At 70.2% G+C, this 23,336-nt stretch carries 21 protein-coding genes; 11 read left to right on the plus strand and 10 right to left on the minus strand.

Annotation, left to right across the window (positions count from 1 at the left end):
• Nucleotides 1-10: 10 nt before the first annotated feature.
• Both ACQPYZ_RS24765 and ACQPYZ_RS24770 read left to right on the plus strand, forming a co-directional pair.
• A complete protein-coding gene (locus ACQPYZ_RS24765) occupies nt 11-622 on the plus strand; it encodes a dihydrofolate reductase family protein (RefSeq protein WP_433160313.1) in 612 nt (203 codons plus the stop codon).
• Nucleotides 622-1,101 carry a pyridoxamine 5'-phosphate oxidase family protein gene (locus tag ACQPYZ_RS24770; protein ID WP_433160315.1) on the plus strand — a complete coding sequence of 160 codons (480 nt, stop codon included), beginning with the start codon at nt 622-624 and terminating at the stop codon, nt 1,099-1,101. Before ACQPYZ_RS24765 ends, ACQPYZ_RS24770 begins: the two co-directional genes overlap by 1 nt.
• On the opposite strand, the gene ACQPYZ_RS24775 is transcribed toward ACQPYZ_RS24770, so the two are convergent.
• From ACQPYZ_RS24775 to ACQPYZ_RS24785, 3 genes are all read right to left on the minus strand, one after another.
• Nucleotides 1,095-1,910 carry an NAD-dependent epimerase/dehydratase family protein gene (locus ACQPYZ_RS24775; protein WP_433160317.1) on the minus strand — a complete coding sequence of 272 codons (816 nt, stop codon included), beginning with the start codon at nt 1,908-1,910 and terminating at the stop codon, nt 1,095-1,097. The two genes, ACQPYZ_RS24770 and ACQPYZ_RS24775, sit on opposite strands and share 7 nt — an antisense overlap.
• An 88-nt stretch (nt 1,911-1,998) precedes the next feature.
• Nucleotides 1,999-2,946 (minus strand): electron transfer flavoprotein subunit alpha/FixB family protein, encoded by a 948-nt coding sequence (locus tag ACQPYZ_RS24780; protein WP_433160319.1) that lies wholly within the window; start codon nt 2,944-2,946, stop codon nt 1,999-2,001.
• A 14-nt stretch (nt 2,947-2,960) separates the two neighbouring features.
• On the minus strand, nt 2,961-3,743 hold the full coding sequence (locus ACQPYZ_RS24785; RefSeq protein ID WP_433160321.1) for an electron transfer flavoprotein subunit beta/FixA family protein: 783 nt from the start codon (nt 3,741-3,743) through the stop codon (nt 2,961-2,963).
• 288 nt (nt 3,744-4,031) lie between these two features.
• On the opposite strand from ACQPYZ_RS24785, the gene ACQPYZ_RS24790 reads away from it, so the two are divergent.
• A complete protein-coding gene (locus tag ACQPYZ_RS24790; protein WP_433160322.1) occupies nt 4,032-4,817 on the plus strand; it encodes a PRC and DUF2382 domain-containing protein in 786 nt (261 codons plus the stop codon).
• Between the two features lie 121 nt (nt 4,818-4,938).
• Nucleotides 4,939-5,688 carry a class I SAM-dependent methyltransferase gene (locus ACQPYZ_RS24795; protein WP_433160324.1) on the plus strand — a complete coding sequence of 250 codons (750 nt, stop codon included), beginning with the start codon at nt 4,939-4,941 and terminating at the stop codon, nt 5,686-5,688.
• Here the strand turns inward: ACQPYZ_RS24795 and ACQPYZ_RS24800 are convergent.
• The 6 genes from ACQPYZ_RS24800 to ACQPYZ_RS24825 all read right to left on the minus strand — a co-directional run bounded on the left by ACQPYZ_RS24800 (nt 5,663) and on the right by ACQPYZ_RS24825 (nt 11,671).
• The gene (locus ACQPYZ_RS24800; protein WP_433160326.1) at nt 5,663-6,772 is read right to left on the minus strand and encodes a hypothetical protein; all 1,110 of its coding nucleotides are present in this window, start codon (nt 6,770-6,772) and stop codon (nt 5,663-5,665) included. The genes ACQPYZ_RS24795 and ACQPYZ_RS24800 overlap by 26 nt on opposite strands.
• The gene (locus ACQPYZ_RS24805; RefSeq protein WP_433160327.1) at nt 6,765-7,694 is read right to left on the minus strand and encodes an acyltransferase; all 930 of its coding nucleotides are present in this window, start codon (nt 7,692-7,694) and stop codon (nt 6,765-6,767) included. Before ACQPYZ_RS24805 ends, ACQPYZ_RS24800 begins: the two co-directional genes overlap by 8 nt.
• A 9-nt stretch (nt 7,695-7,703) precedes the next feature.
• Complete coding sequence (locus ACQPYZ_RS24810) at nt 7,704-8,684, minus strand: class I SAM-dependent methyltransferase (RefSeq protein WP_433160329.1); 981 nt, start codon at nt 8,682-8,684, stop codon at nt 7,704-7,706.
• Nucleotides 8,684-9,463: an enoyl-CoA hydratase/isomerase family protein gene (locus ACQPYZ_RS24815; protein ID WP_433160331.1), complete on the minus strand. Its 780-nt coding sequence runs from the start codon at nt 9,461-9,463 to the stop codon at nt 8,684-8,686. Before ACQPYZ_RS24815 ends, ACQPYZ_RS24810 begins: the two co-directional genes overlap by 1 nt.
• A 145-nt stretch (nt 9,464-9,608) precedes the next feature.
• The gene (locus ACQPYZ_RS24820) at nt 9,609-10,652 is read right to left on the minus strand and encodes a Gfo/Idh/MocA family protein (protein ID WP_433160332.1); all 1,044 of its coding nucleotides are present in this window, start codon (nt 10,650-10,652) and stop codon (nt 9,609-9,611) included.
• Nucleotides 10,649-11,671 carry a Gfo/Idh/MocA family protein gene (locus ACQPYZ_RS24825; RefSeq protein WP_433160334.1) on the minus strand — a complete coding sequence of 341 codons (1,023 nt, stop codon included), beginning with the start codon at nt 11,669-11,671 and terminating at the stop codon, nt 10,649-10,651. Before ACQPYZ_RS24825 ends, ACQPYZ_RS24820 begins: the two co-directional genes overlap by 4 nt.
• Before the next feature lie 147 nt (nt 11,672-11,818).
• Here ACQPYZ_RS24825 and glgX point away from each other — a divergent pair, with 147 nt between their 5' ends.
• From glgX to ACQPYZ_RS24855, 6 genes are all read left to right on the plus strand, one after another.
• Nucleotides 11,819-13,903 (plus strand): glycogen debranching protein GlgX, encoded by a 2,085-nt coding sequence (glgX, locus tag ACQPYZ_RS24830; RefSeq protein WP_433160336.1) that lies wholly within the window; start codon nt 11,819-11,821, stop codon nt 13,901-13,903.
• Between the two features lie 61 nt (nt 13,904-13,964).
• Nucleotides 13,965-14,744, plus strand: a complete 780-nt coding sequence (locus ACQPYZ_RS24835; RefSeq protein ID WP_433160338.1) for an SGNH/GDSL hydrolase family protein — start codon at nt 13,965-13,967, stop codon at nt 14,742-14,744.
• A gap of 276 nt (nt 14,745-15,020) precedes the next feature.
• Nucleotides 15,021-15,845: a MerR family transcriptional regulator gene (locus ACQPYZ_RS24840; RefSeq protein ID WP_433160339.1), complete on the plus strand. Its 825-nt coding sequence runs from the start codon at nt 15,021-15,023 to the stop codon at nt 15,843-15,845.
• Nucleotides 15,845-16,723: a transglutaminase-like domain-containing protein gene (locus tag ACQPYZ_RS24845; protein WP_433160340.1), complete on the plus strand. Its 879-nt coding sequence runs from the start codon at nt 15,845-15,847 to the stop codon at nt 16,721-16,723. Before ACQPYZ_RS24840 ends, ACQPYZ_RS24845 begins: the two co-directional genes overlap by 1 nt.
• Nucleotides 16,724-16,734: 11 nt before the next feature.
• Complete coding sequence (locus tag ACQPYZ_RS24850) at nt 16,735-17,610, plus strand: transglutaminase-like domain-containing protein (protein ID WP_433160341.1); 876 nt, start codon at nt 16,735-16,737, stop codon at nt 17,608-17,610.
• A 218-nt stretch (nt 17,611-17,828) separates the two neighbouring features.
• Complete coding sequence (locus ACQPYZ_RS24855) at nt 17,829-18,356, plus strand: hypothetical protein (protein ID WP_433160343.1); 528 nt, start codon at nt 17,829-17,831, stop codon at nt 18,354-18,356.
• Between the two features lie 146 nt (nt 18,357-18,502).
• Here the strand turns inward: ACQPYZ_RS24855 and glgP are convergent, their stop codons facing one another.
• The gene (glgP, locus tag ACQPYZ_RS24860; protein ID WP_433160344.1) at nt 18,503-21,100 is read right to left on the minus strand and encodes an alpha-glucan family phosphorylase; all 2,598 of its coding nucleotides are present in this window, start codon (nt 21,098-21,100) and stop codon (nt 18,503-18,505) included.
• Between the two features lie 241 nt (nt 21,101-21,341).
• On the opposite strand from glgP, the gene ACQPYZ_RS24865 reads away from it, so the two are divergent.
• Nucleotides 21,342-23,330 (plus strand): alpha-1,4-glucan--maltose-1-phosphate maltosyltransferase, encoded by a 1,989-nt coding sequence (locus ACQPYZ_RS24865; protein ID WP_433160345.1) that lies wholly within the window; start codon nt 21,342-21,344, stop codon nt 23,328-23,330.
• Nucleotides 23,331-23,336 lie beyond the last annotated feature (6 nt).

The raw sequence follows: 23,336 nt of genomic DNA on the forward strand, positions 1-23,336 counted from the left end.
GAGAACGACGATGGGACGCGTGCTGCTGGACATCACCACCTCGCTGGACGGATTCGTCACCGGTCCCGGCGCGGACCTCGCCCACGGGCTCGGCATCGGCGGCGAGCCGCTGCACGACTGGATCGTGGCCGACGACCGGACCGGCGCCGACAAGGAGGCGCTCGAGCGGACCCATCGCGGTGTCGGCGCGGTGCTGATGGGACGGCGTACGTTCGACCTCGTCGACGGGCCGCACGGCTGGACCGGGGACGACCCCGGCGGGACCGGCGACGACGAGCGGCCGCCGATCCTCGTGGTCACGTCGCACCCGCCGGCGAAGGTCCGGCTGGACGGCTGGTTCGAGTTCGTCACGGACGGGATCCACCGGGCGCTGGAGCTCGCGCGGAAGGCCGCCGGTGACCGGGACGTGATGATCATGGGCGGCGGGAACCTCTGCCGCCAGTACCTGTACGCCGGCCTGGTCGACGAGGTACGCATCCATGTGGCACCGATCGTGCTCGGCGACGGCACCCCGCTCTTCGAACGGACGACGATCGCACCGCTGCGACTGGTCCAGCGCGAGGCCGTGGCCACCCCGGCCGCGGTGCACCTGACGTACGACGTGGTCCGAGAGGAGCTGTGATGTCCCAGGAGATTCTCGATCAGCGGGCGGCCGCGGTGATCGAGGCGAACAAGTACATGACGCTGGCGACCGTCGGCGCGGACGGGCGGCCGTGGGTGTCGCCGGTGTACTTCACACCGGACGGGCACGCCGACTTCTACTGGGTCTCGTCGCCGGACGCGGAGCACTCGGTCAACGTGGCGCGGAATCCGGACGTCAGCATCGTCGTCTACGACTCCAGCGTCGCCGTCGGCCAGGCGTCCGCCGTCTACCTGCGCGCGCGGGTCGAGCTCGTGCCCGACGACGAGCTCGAGCGGTGTGCTGCGTTCTACTCGGCGCGCCTGGCCGGCCTGCGCTCGTTCGGACCCGACGAGCTCCGGGCCCCGGCCGACCTGCGTCTCTACCGGGCCCGCGCCACCGATCACTGGCTCCTCGTCCGCGGCCGCGACCCCGACTACGGCACCGGCATCGACTCCCGCCGGCCCGTCTGGATTCAGTAGCCGTCGCGCCAACGGCTGCGATGGGTCCACCCGATCACCTCGGCGGCGCGAGTGGAGTCGAAGAGGGAGGTCGTGCCGGGGAGCTCGGCGCGGACCTCGGTGTCCGGGAGGTACGTCGCGACGAGGTCGGCCGTCGGTTGATGCATGCCGGTGTCCTCGGCGGCGATGACCAAGGTGGCGAAGCGGTCCGCCTCCGGACGCGGTCGCAGCGACAGCACACAGGCCCGGGCCGCTTCGCTGAGGTCGACGTACCCCCAGAGGTTGCGGCGGTTGTCCTCCGGCGGCGCCTCGGCGATCGAGCGGCGTACGTCGTCCGGCGTGAGGATCCAGTGGAAGCGCAGGGCGGTGACCTGCAGTCCCCGACGGGCGTACGACGCGCCGGTGCGCTCGAGGATGTCCTTCGTGAGCGCGTACGGATCGACGTAGCGGAGCGGCGTGTCCTCGGTGATCGGGACCTCGGGTACGGCGAGCTCCTCCGGTGACCACGCGGTGCCGTAGATCGAGCCGCTGGAGGCGAGCACGGCCGTCCGGATGTCCTCTTTCCACGCCTCCTCGAGGGCGTTGAACGTCGTCAGCACGTTGATCCGGACCAGCTCCGCCGGCTCGGTGTTCTCCGGGCTGGGGATGGCCGCGCAGTGCACGATCGCCTCGGCTCCTCGCAGCGACCGGGCGACGGCCTCACGATCCAGCAGGTCCACGGCGTCCGGCCCGACGACATCGGCTTCGACGACCGTGTGTCCGTCGGCAGCCAGCTGCCGGCAGACCTCGCCACCCAGTTTCCCTTTGGCTCCGCTCACCCAGATCCGCACCTGGCGGATGCTAGTCCTCCGCACCAGCCCGGGCACAGCGACGGCCCGGTCCGGGAGGGGTTCCGGGCCGGGCCGTCGAGCCTGCGGGTCAGGACTTGCGCTTGGTGACTTCCTCGGTGGCGGCCGGGAGGACCTTGTGCAGGTCGCCGACCACACCGAAGTCGACCAGCTCGAAGATCGGGGCCTCCTCGTCCTTGTTGACGGCCACGATCGTCTTCGAGGTCTGCATGCCGGCCCGGTGCTGGATCGCGCCGGAGATGCCGGCCGCGACGTACAGCTGCGGGCTGACCGTCTTGCCGGTCTGGCCGACCTGGTAGGCGTGCGGGTACCAGCCCGAGTCGACGGCCGCGCGGGACGCGCCGACGGCGGCGCCGAGCGAGTCGGCGAACGCCTCCACCGGGCCGAAGTCGCCACCGGTGCCGCGGCCGCCGGACACGATGATCGCGGCCTCGGTCAGCTCCGGCCGGCCGGTCGCCTCCCGCGGCTTGGAGTCGGTGATCCGCGCCGTCTTGGCGGCGTCGGAGATCGTCACGTCGAACTCCTCCACCTCCGGCGAGGTCTCGGCCGCCTCCGGGGTGGCCGCGTTCGGCTTGACCGTGATGATCGGCGTGCCGTGGGTGATCTTGGCCTGGACCGTGTAGTTGCCCGCGAACACCGACTGCGTGGTCACCGGACCCGGCTGGACGTCGACGGCGTCGGTGATCAGGCCGGAGTCCAGCTTGACCGCCAGCCGGGCGGCGATCTCCTTGCCCTCGGCGTTCGACGAGATCAGGATCGCGGCCGGCTCGACCTTGGCCGCGACCTGCTGCAGCGCCTCGGCCTTCGGCGCCACCAGGAACTGGGTCAGCTCCGGGTCGGTCAGCGCGATCACCTTGGTCGCGCCGTACTGCCCGAGCGCCGGCAGCGCGTCCTGTACGCCGTCGCCGACGAAGACCGCCACCGGCTCACCGAGGCGGCGGGCGATGGTGAGGAGCTCCGCGGTGGTCTTGCGGACCTGGCCGGCGGTGTGGTCAACGAGAACCAGAACGTTCGACATGAACTGATCGCCCCTCAGAGGAACTTGTGGGTGGACAGGAACTCGACGAGCTGGGTAGCACCGCTACCGTCCTCGTCGGCGACGATCGTGCCGGCCGTGCGCGGCGGCCGGGCGGTCACCTCGACCACCTCGGTCCACGCGGCCGAGCCGCCGACCTGGTCGGCCGAGAGCTCGAGGTCGGCCAGCGACCAGGTCTCCACTGGCTTCTTCTTCGCCGCCATGATGCCCTTGAACGACGGGTAGCGCGGCTCGTTCGCCTGGTCGGAGACGCTCAGCACCAGCGGCAGCGTGCCCTCGATCGTGTCGCTCGCGGTGTCGCCGTCGCGGCGGATCCGGACGGTCTGCCCGTCGACGGTCACCTCCGAGCCCAGCGTCACGGCCGGCAGCCCGAGCCGCTCCGACACCATCGCCGGGACGACGCCCATCGACCCGTCGGTCGAGCCCATCCCGAAGATCACCAGGTCGGCCTCGAGCTTGGCCAGCGCCTTGGACAGGACCAGCGAGGTGGCGACCGCGTCCGAGCCGTGGATCGCGTCGTCCAGCACGTGCACCCCGGCGTCCGCGCCCATCTGCAGGCCCTTCTTCACCGCGTCGGCGGCCTGCTCCGGGCCGACGGTCAGCACCGTCACCTCGGCATCACCGGATTCCTTGACGGTCAGCGCGGTCTCGACGGCGTACTCGTCCAGCTCGGACAGCAGCCCGTCGACACCGGCGCGGTCCACCGTGTTGTCCTCCGGGCGGAAGCGGCGGTCCGCGGTGGCATCCGGCACGAACTTCGCGCAGACGACGATCTTCATAGCGTGTGGGACCCCTTCTGGTTAACGGTCTCTCCAAGCCTGCCACGGATGTTACTCGCGAGAAACATCATCCTCTGCGAGTCCCATCACAGTCCGGCGCGCCCTCAGGCTATCGGCTCGCACCACCGCGGGTCCGCCCACTGTGACCCATCGCGCGGACAACATCCTTCCGCCCACTCGGACGAGCAGAAAGTAATCTCCTGATCACCATGAGTGTTTGACCACCGGGTCGTCGGGTACCCGGCGAGCGTTAGTTGCCATACGCAAACAGACACGGGGTTGATCACCATGACCATGCAGGGAATCGAGCAGGTAGTCGGCAGCACGGCGTACGACGCGGCCGGCGACAAGGTCGGATCGGTCGGGAATCTCTACACCTCCGACACCACCGGCACCCCGGAGTGGGTGACGGTGAACACCGGCCTGTTCGGCACCAAGCAGTCGTTCGTCCCGCTCGACGGCGCGCACGTCGAGCGCGACGGACTGCACCTCGCGCCAACCAAGTCGAAGATCAAGGACGCGCCGAGGATCGACGCCGAGGGACACCTGTCCGAGCAGGAGGCCTCCGAGCTGTACCGGTACTACGGGGTGCAGCTCCCGCAGCAGCGGGCCGCCCGCGGTGACCGGCGGACCGAGCAGGCCGGCGGTCGTCAGGACGACGGTCGGCGGGGCAACAGCCGTCAGGACGACGCGATGATCCGTTCGGAGGAACGTCTCCGGGCCGGGACCGAGACGGTCGAGTCCGGCCGGGTCAGCCTGCGCAAGTACGTCGTGACCGAGGAGCAGCAGGTCACCGTGCCGGTCAGCCACGAAGAGGTGCACGTGGTGCGGGAGCCGGTCGCCGACGGCGAGGCCGTGCCGGGGAAGACCGGCCGGATCGGCGACGAGGAACGCGAGGTCGTGCTGCACGAGGAGCGGCCGGTGGTGGCGAAGGAGACCGTCCCGGTCGAGCGCGTCGGCCTCGAGACCGAGACCGTGCGCGACGAGGAGCGGATCTCCGAAACCGTCCGCAAGGAGCAGGTCGAGGTCGAGGGTCTGCCCGACGACCCCGGCACGAAGCACCACAAGCACTGACGAGCGGGCGTCCCTCAGTGGGGCTGTGTCCAGGCCGCGGCGGACGGCCTGGACACAGCCGCGCCGGCCACGGACCGCGGCACCAGGCCGGCGTCACGGAGCGCGGCACTAGGCTGGCCGGGTGAGCGAGACGTTGGCCCTCACCGGGGAGAGAACGGCGCCCGGAATCTGGCACGAGAACTACTGGTTCGCGCGCCACGACGCCGCCTACCGCTGGATCACGGCCAACCTGCCGGCGACCGGGCGCGTCCTCGACGCCGGCTGCGGCGAGGGGTACGGCGCCGAGTTGCTCCGCCTGGCCGGGGCCGACTCCGTCACCGGACTCGACTACGAAGGTACGACGCTTCGGCACGTCCACCGCGTCTATCCACAGGTGAAGGTGGTCCGCGGCAACCTCGTTCAGACCGGGTTCGCCGATGCGACGTTCGGGCTGATCACCTCACTACAGACGATCGAGCACCTGTGGGAGCAGCCCCGGTTCGTCGCGGAGTGCGTGCGGATCCTCGCACCCGGCGGGACCCTGGTCCTCAGCACTCCCAACCGGCTGACGTTCCCGAGCGGGAACTGGTACCACACGCGCGAGCTGACCGCCGCCGAGTTCACCGAGCTCCTCGAGCCGCACTTCGAGCTCACGCACGCGCTGGGCCTCCACCACGGACCACGACTCGCCGCGTGGGAGGCGACGTACGGATCCTGCGTGGACGCGCAGCTTGCGACCGGGTACGACGCGTGGGACCCGAACCTCACCGAGTTGGTCCGGAGCACGCGCTACGACGACTTCGAGATCCGTCCAGGCTCGCTGGACGAATCTCTCGATCTGCTCCTGGTCGCGAGACCGCGGGCCACTAGGGCCGGACGAAGCGCTCGATGATCTTGCCGGCGATCAGGTAGACCAGCGCGGCGATCCCCCAGTTCACCAGCAGGGTGTTCTTCGCGGTCTCGAGCCGGAACAGGTCCTTGAACGGGCCGACCAGATCGTGGCCGCGCTCCAGCACCCAGCGCACGATCTCGTTGCTCTGGTTGGTCTGGTCGAGGGCGGTGAACAGTGCACCGAGCGCCAGCACCGCGGCCGCGATCACCGCGGCCAGCCAGATCAGCGAGGCGATCAGGTTCCGCAGCCGCCGTACTCCGGAGCCCACCGAGCTGAGCGCCTGCTTGCCCTTGCCGGGTGAGCCGGCCTTGTTGCCTCCGGCACTCGTCTTCGCAGCACCCGCCTTCGCGGTGCCGGTCTTCGCCGCGCCGGTCGTCGACCCGGCCGGCACCCGGCTGACGGGCTTGGTCACCGCGGTGTCCGCCGGATCCTTGCCGGCGGCATCGTTCCCCGGTGCCGCCGACGCCGCTGAATCCGCCGAGGCCGGCGCCGCGGACTCGGCGGCCGCGGACTCGGCCGCCGCCTTCTCCCGGGCGCGCTGCTCGGCGACGATCTCCGCCGCGGTCTTCGGCCGGGCCGGCTTCGACACCGTCGCGGTGGTCGCGCGCGTGCCCGTCGTCGCCTCGTTCTCGTCCGTCGCGGCCGGCGTGGTCACCGCCTTGTCCGCCTTGTCCGCCTTCTCACCGTGCGTACCCACGTCGTCCATCTCCTCAGCCGGGGTCGGTTCCTCGTCCGCCGCCGTCGCGGTCACGGTTGCTGCGGCCGGCGGTCTCCTGCGCCGGCTCACCGGGACCGGCCGCGGCGACAGCCTGCGCCGGGCGCCCGCGAACGGGGCCCGTGCCGCTGTCCTGCCGTCCACTGCCTGCACCTCTGGGTCGAGCCTTCGGTTGATGCCCAGGTCCCGCACCGCTGCCGGCGGTTCGGCGGGCGATTCAAGCGCTGGTTCCAACGTAGCGCTGCCGGGTTCCGTGACGATCGGCACCGGGTCCACCGCGCGGATCCGGGCCGGCGTGATCGACGCGTCCGCCGCCGCCTGGTCGAGCGGCGACCGCGCGGACGGGTCGGACCCGGCCTGGTCAGCCACGCTGCGTCTCCTCTCCGACGGTCAACCGGTCGGCCTCGGGCCGAACGTGTGGGACATACTGCACGACCGGCGAGTAACTTGAGAACCCTTCGTCACCGGTCAGGTTCTCGCCGTCACCGTCAGCATCCCCCGGTCCGGCGGTTGTACTCGGCACCACCGGCGGGGCTGCGGTCGGCACCACCGGCGGTTCCGGCGGTTCCGTCCCCGGCATCACCGGCGGGGCTGCGGTCGGCATCACCGGCGGTTCGCCGGACCGCAGCCGGGCCGCGGTCCGGTCGTTCGCCTCGGCCAGCCCGGCCAGGTAGGCCCGGCGGGCGGCGTCGGCGGCGTACCGGGCGGTCCGGTCGCCGACCACCACGGCCGGCACCCCGGCGGCGACGGCGTACGAGGGAATGTTGCCACGGGCAACACTATTCGCGCCGACCACCACGCCGCGGCCGATGTCGGTCCCGCGGGTGACGGTGACCTTGGTGGCCAGCCAGCAGTCCGGGCCGATCCGGACCGGCGACTTCACCAGGCCCTGGTCCTTGATCGGCAGCCCGAGGTCCTCGGTCTTGTGGTCGAAGTCGCAGATGTAGGTCCAGTCGGCGATCAGCGTGGACGCGCCGATCTCGACGTCCAGGTAGCAGTTCACCGTGACGTCGCGGGCGAACACCACCTTGTCGCCGATCCGCAGCGTGCCCTCGTGCGCGCGCAGCCGGGTCTCGTCGCCGAGGTGCACCCACTTGCCGAGGATGATCCGGCCGTGGCCGGGCCGGGCGACGATCTCCAGCTTCTTGCCCAGGAAGACGAAGCCCTCGGTGATCACGCCCGGGTGCCGCAGCTTGAACCAGGCGAACCGCCAGTAGCGCTTCAGGTAGTACGGCGTCCACGCCCGATGGCGCACCACCCAGCGCAGATTCGCCACGGACAGCAACCGCATCAGAACACCCTACTGCTCTGAATCCCTTCCCCGCCCCGCCGCCCCGGTCTGGGCTACCCCGGTGATGCTGACGTTGTAGTACAGCTCGTCGGGAACGACGGCCGACAGCACCTTGTCCACCTTGGACAGGTTCAGCCACGACCGGTACGCGAACATCCGCCAGCCGAACCCGAGCTTCTGCTCCGGTACGGCGGCCTCGAACGTCCGGATCGGCCACCCGACCCAGGCCGCCAGCAGCTCCTCGGTGACGGTCCGGACGTCGGCCGCCCCCGCCCGCGACGCCGTCCGGGCCAGCGTGTCCGGGTCGAACGTGTGCAGGTCGACGACCGCCTCCAGCGCGGCCGCCCGGGAGGACTCGTCCAGCTCCGCCTGCGGTCGGCGCCACTCGGTCAGCGCGGGCAGCCGGGTCACGTTCGTCGTCGCCCACCAGGTGAAGCGGGACAGGCGCCGGGCCACGAAGTCGCCGTACCGGGTGGGCTCGCCGCAGATGACGAACCGGCCACCCGGCTTGAGCACGCGCAGCATCTCCCGGAAGGCGAGCTCGACGTCGGGGATGTGGTGGATGACCGCGTGCCCGATGACGAGGTCGAAGGTGTCGTCGTCGTACGGGAGTTTCTCCGCGTCCGCGACCCTGCCCTCGATCTGGAAGCCGAGGGTCCGCGCGTTCTTCTTGGCCGCCTCGACCATGCCGGGCGACAGGTCGGTGACGTGGGCCTCGTCGAGCACGCCGGCCAGCTTCAGGTTGAGCGTGAAGAAGCCGGTGCCGGCGCCGATCTCGAGGGTCTTGCCGTACGGCCAGCCGTCGGCGCCGGCGATCGCGACGAAGCGGTCCCGGGCGTAGCTGACGCAGCGTTCGTCGTACGAGATCGACCACTTCTCGTCGTACGTCGACGCCTCCCAGTCGTGGTAGAGCACCTGGGCGAGCTTGTTGTCGTTCCAGGCCGCCTCGACCTCTTCGGCGGTCACCGCGGGCTTCTCGGTTGCAGACATCAGATTCCCTTGAACTCGGCCTTGCCCGGGCCGTTCTCGACGAAGGACGTCATCCCGGTCGAGCGGTCCTCGGTGGCGAACAGCGCGGCGAACTGCTGCCGCTCGATCTCCAGCCCGGTGTGCAGGTCGACGCCGAGCCCGGAGTCGATCGCCTCCTTGGCGGCCCGCAGCGCGAGCGCGGCACCCCGGGAGAACTGCGACGCCCACGCGACCGCGGCGTCGTACACCTCGGCGGCCGGCACGACCTTGTCGACCAGGCCGATCGACAGCGACTCGGCGGCGTCCACGAACCGGCCGGTGTAGATCAGGTCCTTGGCCTTGGACGGGCCGATCAGCCGGGACAACCGCTGGGTGCCGCCGGCGCCGGGGATGATGCCGAGCAGGATCTCCGGCTGGCCGAGCTTGGCGTCCTCGGCGGCGATCCGGTAGTCGGCGCACAGGGCGAGCTCGCAGCCGCCGCCCAGGGCGTACCCGGTGATCGCGGCGACCGTCGGCTTCGGGATCGCGGCGACCGCGGACAGCGAGGACTGCAGCGGACCGGAGCGGCGGACCATGTCGGCGTACGACATGTCGGCCATCTCCTTGATGTCGGCGCCGGCCGCGAACACCTTCTCGCCGCCGTAGATCACCACCGCGCGGACGTCGTCGTTCGCGGTCGCCTCGAGCGCCGCGGCCCGGATCTCCTCCTGGACCTGGACGTTCAGCGCGTTCATCTTCGGCCGGTCCAGCCGGATCGTGCCGACACCGCCGCTCACGGTGAGGTTGACGAACTCGCCCATCGTCTCGCTCCTCTACGGTTCCGGGGATTACCCGTGGGTCACATCCCCGGAACCGTACCGGACAGGAGCAAGAACATGCACGCCGCCTCCGGCGGCGGAGAGAAGGCTGGACCGTTCCGGGCCGGAGGCGGCGCGGGTGACGGGGCTAGAGGTTGATGGGTTGGCCGGTTTGGGCTGAGCGGCGGGCGGCGTCGACGATGCGGAGGGTGCGCAGGCCGACGGCGCCGTCGGGCTGCGGTACGACGGCCGGCGTCGTCCCGGCGTTCGCCCGCCCGGACTCGCGCACCGCGGTCAGGAACGTGGACAGCATCGACTCGTCGAAGTTGTCGTGGATCGGCAGGTACGCCTCCCCGCCGGCGTCGGTCCCGGTGACGTGCGGCAGGAACGGCTCGATCTCGACCGACCCGTTGGTCCCGGTCACCTGCAGGTACACCCCACCCCAGGTCGGCCCGTTGTCCGGCACGCTCCACGAGCAGTCGATCGTTGCCAGCAGCCCGTTGTCGTAGTTGATCGTCACCAGGCCGCCCGTCTCCACATCGACCCCCTTGTCCTGGTGCAGCACCCGGTTGGCCGCGGCGTACACCCGCGTCGCCGACGCACCGCCGGTCAGACCGTCGATGAGGTCGGCACAGTGCACGGTGTGGTCGACGAGTGCGCCCCCACCGGCGAGCTTGGCGTCGGTGAACCACTGCCGCGCTGCGTACGGGATCATGCCGTTGTTGGTGCCGAGTACGGCGAAGACCTCGCCGAGCAGACCGGCTTCCACCGACGCGCGCAGCCGCAGGTACGGCGGTGAGAACCGCACCGGGTAGGCGACCATCAGGATCGCCCCGGCGGCCTCGCACGCGGCCACCATCGCCTCGCCGTCGGCGACCTCCGTGGCCAGCGGCTTCTCGCACAGCACGTGTGCACCGGCCGCGGCGGCCCGCTCGACGAGCTCGCGGTGCAGGGCGTTCTCGCTCGTCACCACGACCGCGTCCGGCCCCCAGGCGAACAGTTCGTCGTACGAGTCGACGTACGGGACGCCGAACTGCGCGGCGAAGTCGGCACCGCGCGGACCAGGATCGGGCGCGGAGGCGCCGTCGGGGTCGGCGGACAGCACGTCGACGTCCGGCATCGCCCCGAGCTGCGAGGCGTACGACGCCGCGTGCGTGTGCGCGAACGAGGCGATCGCTACTTTGAGGGTCATGCCGCGGCTCCCGTCGGGTCGAAGCTCTTCATGTCGATCACTCGGCCGGTCTCCATCGAGGCGCGGGCGGCCTCGGCCAGGTAGACCGCGGCCGCGCCGTCAGCGGCCTGGACGCGGGGCTCGGGTCCGCCGCGCAGCGCCACCGCGAGCTCGCGCAACTGCGTCAGGTACGGGCTCTCGCCGAGCGTGTTGGCCGGGATCAGCAGGTCACCGGCCGCGGCGCCGTCCTGCAGCTCCTCGGCGTAGCCGGAGTCCGCGCCGGACGTGTACTTGAGCACGCCGACCGACCCCGCCACCTCGAACCCGGACTGGAACTTCGTCCCAACCGCACCCCACGTCGCGCGGCAGTGGCTGATCGCGCCGGACTCGTGCGTCAGCGTGACGTGCGCGGCCACGTTGACCGGGCTCTGCCCGTCCACGGTCGGCGGGTTCTGGACGGCGTACACCGTGCGGACGTCGCCGCACAGCCAGCGCGCCTGGTCGAGGTCGTGCACCATCAGGTCCATGATCACGCCGCCCGAGCGGGCGACGTCGCGGTACCAGCCGCCACCGGCCGGCGACGACGCCTGCCGGAAGAACCGCGCCACCGCGACCTCGCCGATACGACCGTCCACGATCGCCTGGTGCGCGGCGACGTACGCCGGGAAGAAGCGCACCACGTGGGCCGGGTAGACCCGGACGCCGGCGGCGTCGGCGGCCGCGATCAGCTCGTGGGAGTCGGCCGCCGTGAGCGTCAGCGGCTTCTCGCAGATCACGTTCCGGCCGGCCTTGATCGCGGCCAGCGTGACCTCCTTGTGGGTGACCGACGGCGTGACCACGTCGACGAACTCCGCGTCCGCCAGGCACGCGTCGAGCGAGGCCGCCACCTCCAGCCCGTACTGGTCCGCGAGCTCGCCGGCGCCCTCGACCGAGTGCACCAGCACCCGCGCGCCGAGCGCCTTCCAGGCGCCGACATGCAGATGTGCGATGTTGCCCGCGCCGATCAGACCGACGGTCAGACCGGCCAACTCTTGCGACATGTGATCCCCTACTCGGCGCTCGGTGGAGTCCGGTGAATTAGTAACGGTTCTTGCGTATCATTGCGCACAGGCGTTCGCAACCACCGTCTCACGAACACAACCACCTCCGTTATCGATAACCAAGCCCTGACTGTGCAGAATGTGCCGGTGACCGAAGCGACCGCCGCCCCGAGTGCTCTCGACACCGGGCTCCAGCTGGGGGCAGTGGTCCAGTCCGATGGCACCACCTTCACGCTGTGGGCCCCCGCCGCGGAGCGCGTCGAGCTCGCGCTGATCGCGGACGACGGCAGCCAGCGGAACACGGATCTGACCCACACCGGCGAGTTCTGGACCGGGTTCGTCTCGGGAGTGGGCCACGGGCAACGGTACGGCTACCGCGTGCACGGCCCCTTCGACCCGGCGCACGGACTGCGGTTCAACCCGTCGAAGCTGCTGCTCGACCCGTACGCGCGCGCAGTCGACGGCACGCTGGACTACTCCAGCCCGCTGATCTACGACTCCTCCGACGGCGACTCGGCCGGTCACGTCCCGGTCGGCGTGGTCGTCGCCGGGTCCGAGCCGCCGCCCCCGATCAGCCGGCCGGTGCACTGGGGCGAGACGGTCATCTACGAGTTGCATACCAAGGGGTTCACCAAGCTGCATCCCGACGTACCGGAGCATCAGCGGGGGACGTACGCCGGCCTGGCGCATCCGTCCGTGATCGACTACCTGGTCGAGCTCGGGGTCACGTCGGTCGAGTTGTTGCCCATTCACCACTTCCTCACCGAGCCGTCCATCGCGGCCCGCGGTCTGCCGAACTACTGGGGCTACAACAGCCTCGGGTACTTCGCGCCGCACGCGCCGTACTCGTCGTCGGGTTCGCGTGGTGAGCAGGTCGCGGAGTTCAAGGCGATGGTGGCCGCGTTCCATGCCGCCGGCATCGAAGTGATCCTCGACGTGGTCTACAACCACACCGCCGAGGGCGGCTTCGACGGCCCGACGCTGAGCTTCCGCGGCATCGACAACCGGGCGTACTACCGGCTCGGCCACGGCGGCACGATGTACGACGTCACCGGCACCGGCAACTCGGTCAACACCGCGCACCCGCAGGTCCGGCGGCTGATGATGGACTCGCTGCGGTACTGGGTCGAGGAGATGGGCGTCGACGGGTTCCGGTTCGACCTGGCGGTCACGCTGATCCGCAACGAGCGGCACGAGGTCGACACCGTCGACCATCCCTTTCTGGCCGAGGTCGCGGCCGACCCGGTGCTCGGCCGGGTCAAGCTGATCTCCGAGCCGTGGGACATCGGCCCGTTCGGCTACCAGGTCGGCAACTTCGGCACGCCGTGGTCGGAGTGGAACGGCAAGTTCCGCGACAGCGTGCGGGACGTCTGGCGGAACACCTCCGACGGCGTCAAGGACCTCGCCTACCGGCTGTCCGGGTCCAGCGACCTGTACGGCGACGACGGGCGGTACCCGTACGCGTCGATCAACTTCGTCACCGCCCACGACGGCTTCACCCTGCGCGACCTGGTCACCTACAACCACAAGCACAACGAGGCGAACCACGAGGACAACCGCGACGGCACCGACGACAACCGGTCGTGGAACTGCGGGGTCGAGGGCGAGACCGATGACCCGCGCGTGATCGCGTTGCGCAAGCGGCAGATGGCGAACCTCATGTCCACGCTGATCCTGTCGACCGGCGTACCGATGCTGACCGCCGGCGACGAGTGCGGGCGGACGCAGCACGGCAACAACAACGCCTACTGCCAGGACAGCTCGTTGTCCTGGTTCGACTGGTCGTTGCCGGGTGCATGGTCCGATCACCTCGAGCTGACGAAGAAGCTGCTGGCCCTGCGCGCCGCCCATCCGGTGTTGCGGCAGTGGCACTACTTCTCCGGTGAGCCCGTGGTCGAGGGCGGCCGGAAGGACCTGTCCTGGATCGCGCCGCACGGCGGCGAGATGACCGAGGCCGACTGGTACGACGGCAACCTCCGGACGCTCGGGATGTTCCTGGCCGGCGACGCCCTCCGCGCGACCGACGCCGAGGGGAACGCGCTGACGGACAGCTCGTTCCTGCTCGCGCTGAACGCGACCCCGGAGACCCGGCAGGTCGTCGTCCCCGATGCCTCGTGGGCGCCGGCGTACGAGGTGGTCCTGGACACCAGCAACTCGATGGTGACCGAGGTGGAGGCCGGCGCGACGGTCCCGCTCGCGCCGCGCTGCCTGGTGCTGCTGCGCGCACTCTGAGGTCGTTAACCTTCCTGCAGTACATTCGTCGGTCACCTGCTGTTCATGTGTGGGGGGACCGATGTTCTTACTGCGCCGCGAGGCCCGCGAACGAACGACGCCCATCGGCGCGCTGCACCGAGCCGTGATGCGGCTGGGCGAGGCCGAGCGGGCGAGTTCGCGTCCCTTGCAGCGCTGGCTCGACGGGGTCGCGTACGTCGACGTGCAGGCGCGGACGTACGCGGACTTCTGGCGGCAGCAGAATTCCCTGGCGGCTGCCGCTGACGGTCCGCTGTGGGTCGTCCTGGGCGACTCGACGGCACAGGGGCTCGGCGCGTCCTCGCCGCTGCACGGGTACGTCGGCCAGGTGCTGAACGCGTTGCGTCGGCGCACCGGTCAGACGTGGCGCGTGGTCAATCTGTCGCGGTCCGGGGCGCAGACGCGGCACGTGCTCGAGGATCAGCTTCCGTTGGTCGAGGGGCTCGGCGCCGACCTGGTGACGTGTGGGATCGGCAACAATGACATCCTCGCCACGCCACCTCGTCGCTTCCGGACGCAGCTGCGCTCGGTGATCGACCACCTGCCGTCGTCGTCCGTGGTGATGGATCTGACAGTGCCCGACGGTTTCTGGCGGGTCGGCGGCGTGTGCAGCCCGTACGTCACCGGCATCAACCACCTGATCCACACCTGGGCCACCGGCCGCGGCCTCCCGGTCGCCCACGTCTCCCGCCACGCCCGCCCACCCTGGCGCGGCCTCCTCGCCCCCGACAGCTTCCACCCCAACAACCTCGGCTACCGCCACCACGCCGACGCCCTCCTAGCCGCCCTCCCCCACCAACTCCTACGGTCAGCCCCGGTGTAATCCCCTCCACCATCGCGAGCGAAGCGAGCGGTGCACCCGCACCCGCCACGAGCAGCGAGCGGCGCACTCCCCCACCTCGCCACCAGCGAAGCGCGCGGTGCACTCCCACCCCGCCACAAGCGAAGCGCGCGGTGCACTCCCACCCCGCCACAAGCGAAGCGCGCGGTGCACTCCCACCCCGCCACGAGCGAAGCGCGCGGTGCACTCCCACCCCGCCACGAGCGAAGCGAGTGGCGGGCTTTACCTTGCCCTTGGGGCAGAGGGTTTGATGGTTGGGTGTTGACGATCAGCGAGTTCGGGCGGCGGACCGGGCTCTCGCACAAGGCGTTGCGGTTGTACGACGTGTCCGGCCTGCTCCCGCCCGCCCAGGTCGACCCCTCGAACGGGTACCGCCTGTACGACGAGGAGCAGCTCGAGCGCGCCCGCCGGATCAGCGTGCTGCGACAGCTCGACATGCCGTTGAGCACGATCGCCGACGTACTCGCGGGCTCGGACGAGGAAGCGCTGATCCGGCTGGACCGGTGGTGGGCGGCCGAGGAGGCGACCACCGCGTCCCGGCGGGCGACCCTGGAGTATCTCCGGGCCCGGCTCTCGCAGTCCGGCGTACCCGGGCTGTCACCCCGGCCCGTGCTGACCCGCGACGTACCGGAGACGAAGATCGCGTCGATCCGGACCGAGACCGACCAGCGGTCGTTGGTCGGGGTGATCGTCACGTCGACCGGCGAGATCTGCCGGTACCTCGAGTCCGCCGGCGCGACGCTGACCGGTGAGTCGTGGGTGATCTACCACGGCGCGGTGACGCCGGAGGCCGAGGCGACCGTCGAGGTGTGCGTGCCGTTCGCCGGACTGGTGGATCCGTTCGGGCCGATCGGGATCCGGGTCGAGCCGGCCCACCGGGAGGCGTACTGCACGATCACGATGGACGAGTGCGCGTACCCGCGGATCATGCTCGCGTACGACCTCGTCGGCGACTGGGTCCGCTCGGCCGGCGAGGCCACTGCCGGCCCGCCGCGCGAGGTCTACCGGCCGCACTGCAACCTCATCCCCCGCGACCAGCCGGCTGTGGACATCGCCCAGCCGATCCTCGGAAGGAAAGCCTGATGGACTACGCGGCGCAGACCCCGTTCAGCGACCCCGGCGTACATGCCGCTCTGTTCGACGCCCTGCCGGACGACGTCCCCGGCATCGCCGCGGTGATCCGGGGCCTGGTGATCCACTACCGCGGCGGCGGGATCACGTTCACCGGCGAGCGCCTGGCCGAGATCGACCACCGGTGGGTCGAGGCGATGCTGACGACCGACCAGAAGCGCAACGGTACGCCGCTCGCCGCGCCACGGGAGCCGGTCGACCGGATCGTCGGCTGCTGCCGTGACTTCACGCTGCTGACCGTGGGAGCCCTGCGGCACAAGGGGATCCCGGCGCGCAGCCGGATCGGGTTCGCGGACTACTTCCAGGGCGGGTACAACCACGACCACGTGGTCGTCGAATACTGGAACGGCGACCGCTGGGTGATGCTCGACGCCCAGCTCGACCCGGCCGGCGACCACCCGTTCGACGTCCACGACATCCCGCGCGGCCCGTTCCGCTCGGCGGCCGAGGTGTGGCTGGGCATCCGCGCCGGCGACCTCGACGCGGACGTCTTCGGCATCGATCCCGGCTCGCCGATCGGCGGCGGCTGGTTCGTCCGCAACTACGTGCATTACCAGCACGCCCACCTGCAGGGCGACGAGCTCCTCCTCTGGGACAACTGGGGCCCCATGTCCCCCACCCTCGACGGCGCCGACGTGAACCTCACCGACGAGATCGCCACCCTCCTGGTTGCCTCCGACAACGGAGACGAAACCGCCACCAAGGAACTGGCCGACCGCTACGAGTCCAACCCGGACCTGAGGCCCACCGGCCGCTCCTACATCACCTCCCCCACCGGCGCCCCCCACACCTGGATCGACCTGATACGCCCATCCGGTGCCCATTCTTGAAGGGAACCCTGATGGACTACGCGGTGCAGACCGAGTACAGCGACCCCGGCGTGCACGCCTGGCTCTTCGACGCGTTGCCGGACGACGTCGCCGGGATCGCGGCCGTGGTCCGCAATCTGCTGATCCATTACCGCGCCGGTGGTGTCGAGTTCACCGGCGACCGGCTGGCCGAGATCGACCACCGCTGGGTCGAGGTGATGCTGGCGACCGATCAGAAGCACAACGGTACGGCGCTCGCCGTACCGCGGGAGCCGGTCGACCATGTGGCCGGCTGCTGCCGGGACTACACGCTGATGTTCGTCTCCGTTCTCCGCCACAAGGGGATCCCGGCCCGCAGCCGGGTCGGGTTCGGGGACTACCTAGCGGACGGGTACAGCCATGATCACGTGGTCGCGGAGTACTGGAACGGGGACCGCTGGGTGATGTTCGACGCTCAGATGGATCCCGCCGAGGTCCGCTCGTTCGACGTCCAGGACATGCCACGCGGCCCGTTCCGCTCGGCGGCGGAGGTCTGGCTCGGCGTCCGCGCCGGCGACCTCGACCCGGACCTGTTCGGCACCGGCCCCGGTTCACCGATCGGCGGCACCTGGTTCATCCGCAACTACGTCCACTTCCAACTCGCCCACCTCCAGGGCGTCGAGCTCCTCCTCTGGGACAACTGGGGCGAGCTGGCCGACACCGACCTGACCGGCGCGAACCTCAGCCTCACCGACCGCATCGCGGAGCTGATGGTTGCCGCCGACAACGGAGATGAGACGGCCACCGAACAACTCGCCGACCTCTACCACACCAACCCCGCCCTCACCTTCGCCGGCCGCGCCTTCGTCACCTCCCCCGCCAGCGACGGCAAGTACACCTGGATCGACCTCGTACGCCCAGCGGGGTAGGTGGTTGGTACCGAAGGACAGGAGGTAATCACCCCTGGGTAGGTGCGGCCGGAATTTTCAGCGGGAGCAGGGTGCGACCGGCCGAACACCTCCTGTCCTTCGGTACCCGAGTACGTCGATGGCAGTAGACCGGAAGCCTCCACTCAGCCGACGCGCGCCGTGCCCGGCATCGCTCAGGATCGTAGGTAGTTGATCCGAGTTGATGACGGGAGAGGGAGATGAGTAGCGCGACGTTGGAGGCGACCGCGGCGGTGAAGAAGCCGTGGCGGCTGGGTGCGCGGACACGGAAGGCCGTGCTCGTGCTGCACATCGCGTCCGTCGGGTCGTGGCTCGGCATCGACGTGGTGATGGCGGTGCTGACGTTCACCGCGCTGGGTACGGACGACCAGAGCACGAAGGCGTTGTGCTTCCGCGTCCTCGAGCTCGTGACAGTCTGGCCGATGACGGTGTCCGGGCTGACGTGCCTGGTGACGGGCGTCCTGCTGGCGATGGGCAGCAAGTACGGCCTGACGAAGTACTGGTGGGTCGTGGTCAAGCTGGTGCTCAACCTGCTGCTGAGCACGCTGGTCCTGGTATCCCTCCGCCCTGGCGTAGCGGTGATCGCCGACCGGGCCGAGTCCAACGACCTCGACATCCCCCTGGGCGACATGATCTACCCGCCGATCGTGTCGCCAACTCTGCTGATGGTCGCGGTGGTGCTGTCGGTCTTCAAACCCTGGGGCCTGCTCCGCAAGAAGAAGCAGTAGAGCGAACAGATCGACAGGAGGTGTAGGACCAAGTCGCGGAGAACCACGCTCAACACCTGAGGTGGCTCAGCCGTCCGCCCCTACACCTCCTGTCGAAATGCATGTACTGGGACAGCCCCGCCTGGTGAGGCAGGCGGGGCAGGCGGTCAGAACTCTGCGCCGGCGGGGAGGTCCGGGGTGCTCGGGTCCTCGGGGTCCGACGGGCCGGCGGCGAGGCCGAGCTCGGCGGGGCTGGCGAGGCCGGCGTGCTTCGGGACCACGCGGACGGTGTAGCCGAACGGTCCGGTGCGGTCGAGCTTCAGCTCACCCTCGTACCGGTGCCGGTTGCCCTCGTACGTCTCCGCCAGCGACAGCGACGCGCGGACCGGGTCCTTGATCTCGTCGTTCGAGTCGACCCGCCCGTGGAGCACCTCGACGTCGATGTCCTCGGGCCGCAGGTCGCCGAGGGCCGCGAAGGCCCGGATGCCGACGTTGGTCCCCAGCTGCGGTACGTCGCCCAGCCCCTGGAGCTCCACGTGGTCGACGCGGATCTGCGACCACGCCGCCCGGACCTTCTTCTTCCAGGCGGCCAGCTCGCGCGCACCGTCGTACGTCGAGTTGAGCGAGCGCGACGACTGCGCGGCCGGGACGTACAGCCGCTCGACGTAGTCGCGGACCATCCGGGTGGCGAGCACCTTCGGACCGAGCTCCTTGATCGTGTGCCGCAGCATCTCGATCCAGCGGCCGGGGACGTCGCCGTCGTAGAACCGCGGCGCGACCTGCTTCTCGATCAGGTCGTACAGCGCGTGCGCCTCGAGGTCGTCGCGGCGGTCGGTGTCCTCGATGCCCTCGGCGGACGGGATCGCCCAGCCGTACTCGTCGTCGTACCACTCGTCCCACCAGCCGTCGCGGATGGAGAGGTTGAGCGCGCCGTTGAGCGCGGCCTTCATGCCGGACGTGCCGCACGCCTCGTATGGCCGGAGCGGGTTGTTCAGCCAGACGTCGCAACCCGGGTACATCGGCTGCGCGAGCGCGATGTCGTAGTCGGGCACGAACACGATCCGGTGCCGGATCTCCGGGTCGTCGGCGAACCGGACCATCTCCTGGATGAGCTTCTTGCCGCCCTCGTCGTGCGGGTGCGCCTTGCCGGCGATGACGATCTGGACCGGCCGCTGCGGGTGCAGCAGCAGCGCCTTCAGCCGGGCCGGGTCGCGCAACATCAGCGTGAGCCGCTTGTACGACGGGACGCGCCGGGCGAAGCCCATCGTGAGGACGTCGGGGTCGAGGATCGAGTCGACCCAGCCGAGCTCGGCCTCGCTCGCGCCGCGGTTCAGCCAGGACTGCCGGACCCGGCGGCGGGTGTCGTCGATGAACCGTTGCCGCAGGATCCGCTTGGTCTCCCACAGCTGCGCGTCGGTGGTCTTGTCGAGCCCGGCGAAGATCCCGTCGATGTCGGCGGTGTCGGTGGTCGCGTAGGTCAGCTCGTTGATCTCGCGCGCGACCCAGGTCGGCGCGTGCACCCCGTTGGTGATCGAGGTGATCGGTACGTCGGTCGCGTCGAAGCTCGGCCACAGCCCGGAGAACATCCCCCGGCTGACGACCCCGTGCAGCTTGGACACGCCGTTGGCCCGCTGCGCCAGCCGCAGACCCATGATGGCCATGTTGAAGACGCCCGGGTCGCCGCCCTCGAAGTCCTCGGCGCCGAGCTCGAGGATCCGGTCGACCGGCACGCCCTCGCCGTACGCGTCCGGGGAGAAGTGCTGCTGGATCAGCTCGACCGGGAACCGGTCGATCCCGGCCGGGACCGGGGTGTGGGTGGTGAACACGGTGCCGCCGCGGGCGACCTCGAGCGCGGTGTCGAAGTCGAGGCCCTGGTCGGTGGCGAGCTCGCGGATCCGCTCGATCCCGAGGAAGCCGGCGTGGCCCTCGTTGGTGTGGAATACCTCGGGAGCCGGGTGGCCGGTGATCCGGCAGTACTCGCGGACCGCGCGCACGCCGCCGACGCCGAGGAGGAGTTCCTGGAGCAGCCGGTGCTCGGTGGTTCCGCCGTACAGCCGGTCGGTCACCTCGCGCTCGGCGGGCTCGTTGCCCTCCATGTCGGAGTCGAGCATCAGCAGCGGCACCCGGCCGACCTGGGCGACCCAGATCTGGGCGTGCAGTTCACGGTTCCCGGGCAGGGTCAGGGTGACGGTCGCCGGGGTGTCGCCGTCGCGGAGCAGGCTGATCGGCAGCCCGTCCGGGTCCACCAGCGGGTAGCGCTCCTGCTGCCAGCCCTCGCGGTTCAGCGACTGGGCGAAGTACCCGTGCCGGTAGAGCAGGCCGACCCCGATCAGCGGTACGGCGAGGTCGCTGGCCGCCTTCAGATGGTCGCCGGCCAGGATGCCCAGGCCGCCGGAGTACTGCGGCAGCACGTGGGTGATGCCGAACTCCGGGGAGAAGTAGGCCACCGAGCTGACCGGCGAACCGGCGTCGGTCTGGAACCAGCGGTCGTCGGACACGTAGCCGTTCAGGTCGGCTACGGCCAGCTCCAGCCGGCGCAGGAAGGCTTGGTCGTTGGCCAGCTCGTCGAGCCGGGCCGCCGGTACCTCACCGAGAAGCTTGACCGGGTCACCGCCGGTGCTCCGCCACAGCTGCGGGTCGACGGCCTCGAAGACGTCCTGCGTCTCCGGGTGCCAGGCCCAGCGGAGGTTGTTCACCAGCGTGCCCAGCCCGGTCAGCTGCTCGGGCAGGACAGGGCGGACGGAGAATCGTCGTATCGCTCGCACCGGGACACCGTACAAGCACCCGGCCGCCGGGGCACCCTCGGCATGCATCGATCTTGCAACGCGAGCAAGATTTTGCAGACCCTTATCGGTGGGTGGTCACCGATGTTCCATGCTGTGGACCGAACCGTGACCCCTGCATGTCACGTTGGCGGCCTGGGAACCGCTAACGTCAGTGCTGTAGTTCCGCACCCATTCCCCCACCCGCCGGATCGCAAGCAGAAAGCGAAGGTTCGTCTACGCCATGACTGGGCGCATCCCGATCACCGACGTCACCCCGACCGTCGACGCCGGAGCGTATCCGGCCAAGGCCTCGGTGGGCGAGACGTTCACCATCGCGGCCACGGTCTTCCGCGAGGGCCACGACGCGGTGAACGCGAACGTCGTGCTGACCTCGCCGACCGGGCAGACCAGACGGATGCTGATGACCCCGGTCGGGCAGGGCTCGGACCGGTGGACGGTCGACGTCACGCTGCAGGAGCAGGGCGCGTGGACGTTCGCGGTCGAGGGCTGGAGCGACCCGTACGGCACCTGGCGGCACAACGCCGAGATCAAGGTGCCGGCCGGTCTGGACGTCGACCTGATGTTCGCCGAGGGCGCCGCGTTCTTCGACCGGGCGGCCGCCGGCGTGCCACCCGCCGTCCGTGCTGACCGGGCGACCCTGAGTGATGCCGCGCAGGCGCTGGCGAACGGCGCGCTGCCGCCGGAGGCCCGGCTGGCCGCCGGCATCTCGCCGCAGGTCCGGGCCGCCCTCGGCCGGTATCCGGTGCGCGAGCTGATCACGTCCTCGGAGACGTACCCGGTGTGGGTCGACCGCGAGCGCGCGCTGTACGGCAGCTGGTACGAGTTCTTCCCGCGGTCCGAGGGAGCGAAGTACGACGAGGAGACCGGCCAGTGGACGTCGGGGACCTTCCGGACGGCGGCCAAGCGGCTGGACGCGGTCGCGTCGATGGGGTTCGACATCCTCTACGTGCCGCCGATCCACCCGATCGGCCACTCGTTCCGCAAGGGCCCGAACAACACGCTCGACCCGAAGCCCGGTGACCCGGGGTCGCCGTGGGCGATCGGCTCGGCCGAGGGCGGGCACGACGCGATCCACCCCGAGCTCGGCACGTTCGAGGACTTCGACTACTTCGTCGGCCGGGCCCGCGAGCTCGGCCTCGAGGTCGCCATCGACCTGGCCCTGCAGGCCTCGCCGGACCACCCCTGGGTGACCGAGCACCCGAAGTGGTTCAGCGTCCGCGCGGACGGCTCGATCGCGTACGCCGAGAACCCGCCGAAGAAGTACCAGGACATCTACCCGATCAACTTCGACAACGACCCCGAAGGCATCTACGCCGAGGTGCTGCGGATCGTCCGGCTGTGGATCTCGCACGGCGTGACCGTGTTCCGGGTCGACAACCCGCACACCAAGCCGGTCAACTTCTGGGAGTACCTGCTCGGCGAGATCCGCAAGACCGACCCGGACGTGGTGTTCCTGTCCGAGGCGTTCACCCGGCGGCCGATGATGCGCGAGCTGGCCAAGGTCGGCTTCCACCAGTCGTACACCTACTTCACGTGGCGCAACGAGAAGTGGGAGCTGGAGGAGTACCTGCAGGAGCTGACCCAGGAGACCGCGCACTTCCTCCGGCCGAACTTCTTCGTCAACACCCCGGACATCCTGACCGCCTACCTGCAGTACGGCGGTCCGGGCGCGTTCAAGATCCGGGCGGCGATCGCCTCGACGTCGTCACCGACCTGGGGCGTGTACGCCGGGTTCGAGCTGTTCGAGCACGTCGCGCTCCGGCCGGGCTCGGAGGAGTACCTGGACACCGAGAAGTTCCAGCTCCGGCCGCGCGACTGGGATGCCGCTGCCGCGGAGGGTCGCACGCTGGCGCCGTACCTGACGCTGCTGAACAACATCCGCCGCCGGCACCCGGCCCTGCAGCAGCTGCGCAACCTGGCGCTGCACCAGGTCGAGGACGAGGCGATCATGTGCTACTCGAAGCGGATCACCGGGCCGGACGGGCACAGCGACACGGTCATCGTGGTGGTGAACACCGACCCGCACTCGGTCCGCGAGTCGATGGTCCACCTCGACATGGCCGCGCTCGGCATGCGTCCCGAGGACACCTTCACCGTGTACGACGAGATCAGCGGCGCCACCTGGCGCTGGGGTCAGCACAACTACGTCAAGCTCGACCCGAACGGCGAGCCGGCCCACATCCTCGCCGTCCGCCGCGGCCAGGCCTGATCCCCC

It is taken from the genome of Kribbella sp. CA-247076 (genome assembly GCF_050942445.1).
Classification (GTDB): Bacteria; Actinomycetota; Actinomycetes; order Propionibacteriales; family Kribbellaceae; genus Kribbella.

Bases quoted from the DNA above. Each gene is read 5' to 3' on its own strand.
- ACQPYZ_RS24765 (WP_433160313.1), top strand. From the start codon at position 11: ATGGGACGCGTGCTGCTGGACATCACCACCTCGCTGGACGGATTCGTC.
- ACQPYZ_RS24770 (WP_433160315.1), top strand. From the start codon at position 622: ATGTCCCAGGAGATTCTCGATCAGCGGGCGGCCGCGGTGATCGAGGCG.
- ACQPYZ_RS24780 (WP_433160319.1), bottom strand. From the start codon at position 2,946: ATGTCGAACGTTCTGGTTCTCGTTGACCACACCGCCGGCCAGGTCCGC.
- ACQPYZ_RS24785 (WP_433160321.1), bottom strand. From the start codon at position 3,743: ATGAAGATCGTCGTCTGCGCGAAGTTCGTGCCGGATGCCACCGCGGAC.
- ACQPYZ_RS24790 (WP_433160322.1), top strand. From the start codon at position 4,032: ATGACCATGCAGGGAATCGAGCAGGTAGTCGGCAGCACGGCGTACGAC.
- ACQPYZ_RS24805 (WP_433160327.1), bottom strand. From the start codon at position 7,694: ATGCGGTTGCTGTCCGTGGCGAATCTGCGCTGGGTGGTGCGCCATCGG.
- ACQPYZ_RS24810 (WP_433160329.1), bottom strand. From the start codon at position 8,684: ATGTCTGCAACCGAGAAGCCCGCGGTGACCGCCGAAGAGGTCGAGGCG.
- ACQPYZ_RS24815 (WP_433160331.1), bottom strand. From the start codon at position 9,463: ATGGGCGAGTTCGTCAACCTCACCGTGAGCGGCGGTGTCGGCACGATC.
- ACQPYZ_RS24820 (WP_433160332.1), bottom strand. From the start codon at position 10,652: ATGACCCTCAAAGTAGCGATCGCCTCGTTCGCGCACACGCACGCGGCG.
- ACQPYZ_RS24825 (WP_433160334.1), bottom strand. From the start codon at position 11,671: ATGTCGCAAGAGTTGGCCGGTCTGACCGTCGGTCTGATCGGCGCGGGC.
- ACQPYZ_RS24835 (WP_433160338.1), top strand. From the start codon at position 13,965: ATGTTCTTACTGCGCCGCGAGGCCCGCGAACGAACGACGCCCATCGGC.
- ACQPYZ_RS24845 (WP_433160340.1), top strand. From the start codon at position 15,845: ATGGACTACGCGGCGCAGACCCCGTTCAGCGACCCCGGCGTACATGCC.
- ACQPYZ_RS24850 (WP_433160341.1), top strand. From the start codon at position 16,735: ATGGACTACGCGGTGCAGACCGAGTACAGCGACCCCGGCGTGCACGCC.
- ACQPYZ_RS24855 (WP_433160343.1), top strand. From the start codon at position 17,829: ATGAGTAGCGCGACGTTGGAGGCGACCGCGGCGGTGAAGAAGCCGTGG.
- ACQPYZ_RS24865 (WP_433160345.1), top strand. From the start codon at position 21,342: ATGACTGGGCGCATCCCGATCACCGACGTCACCCCGACCGTCGACGCC.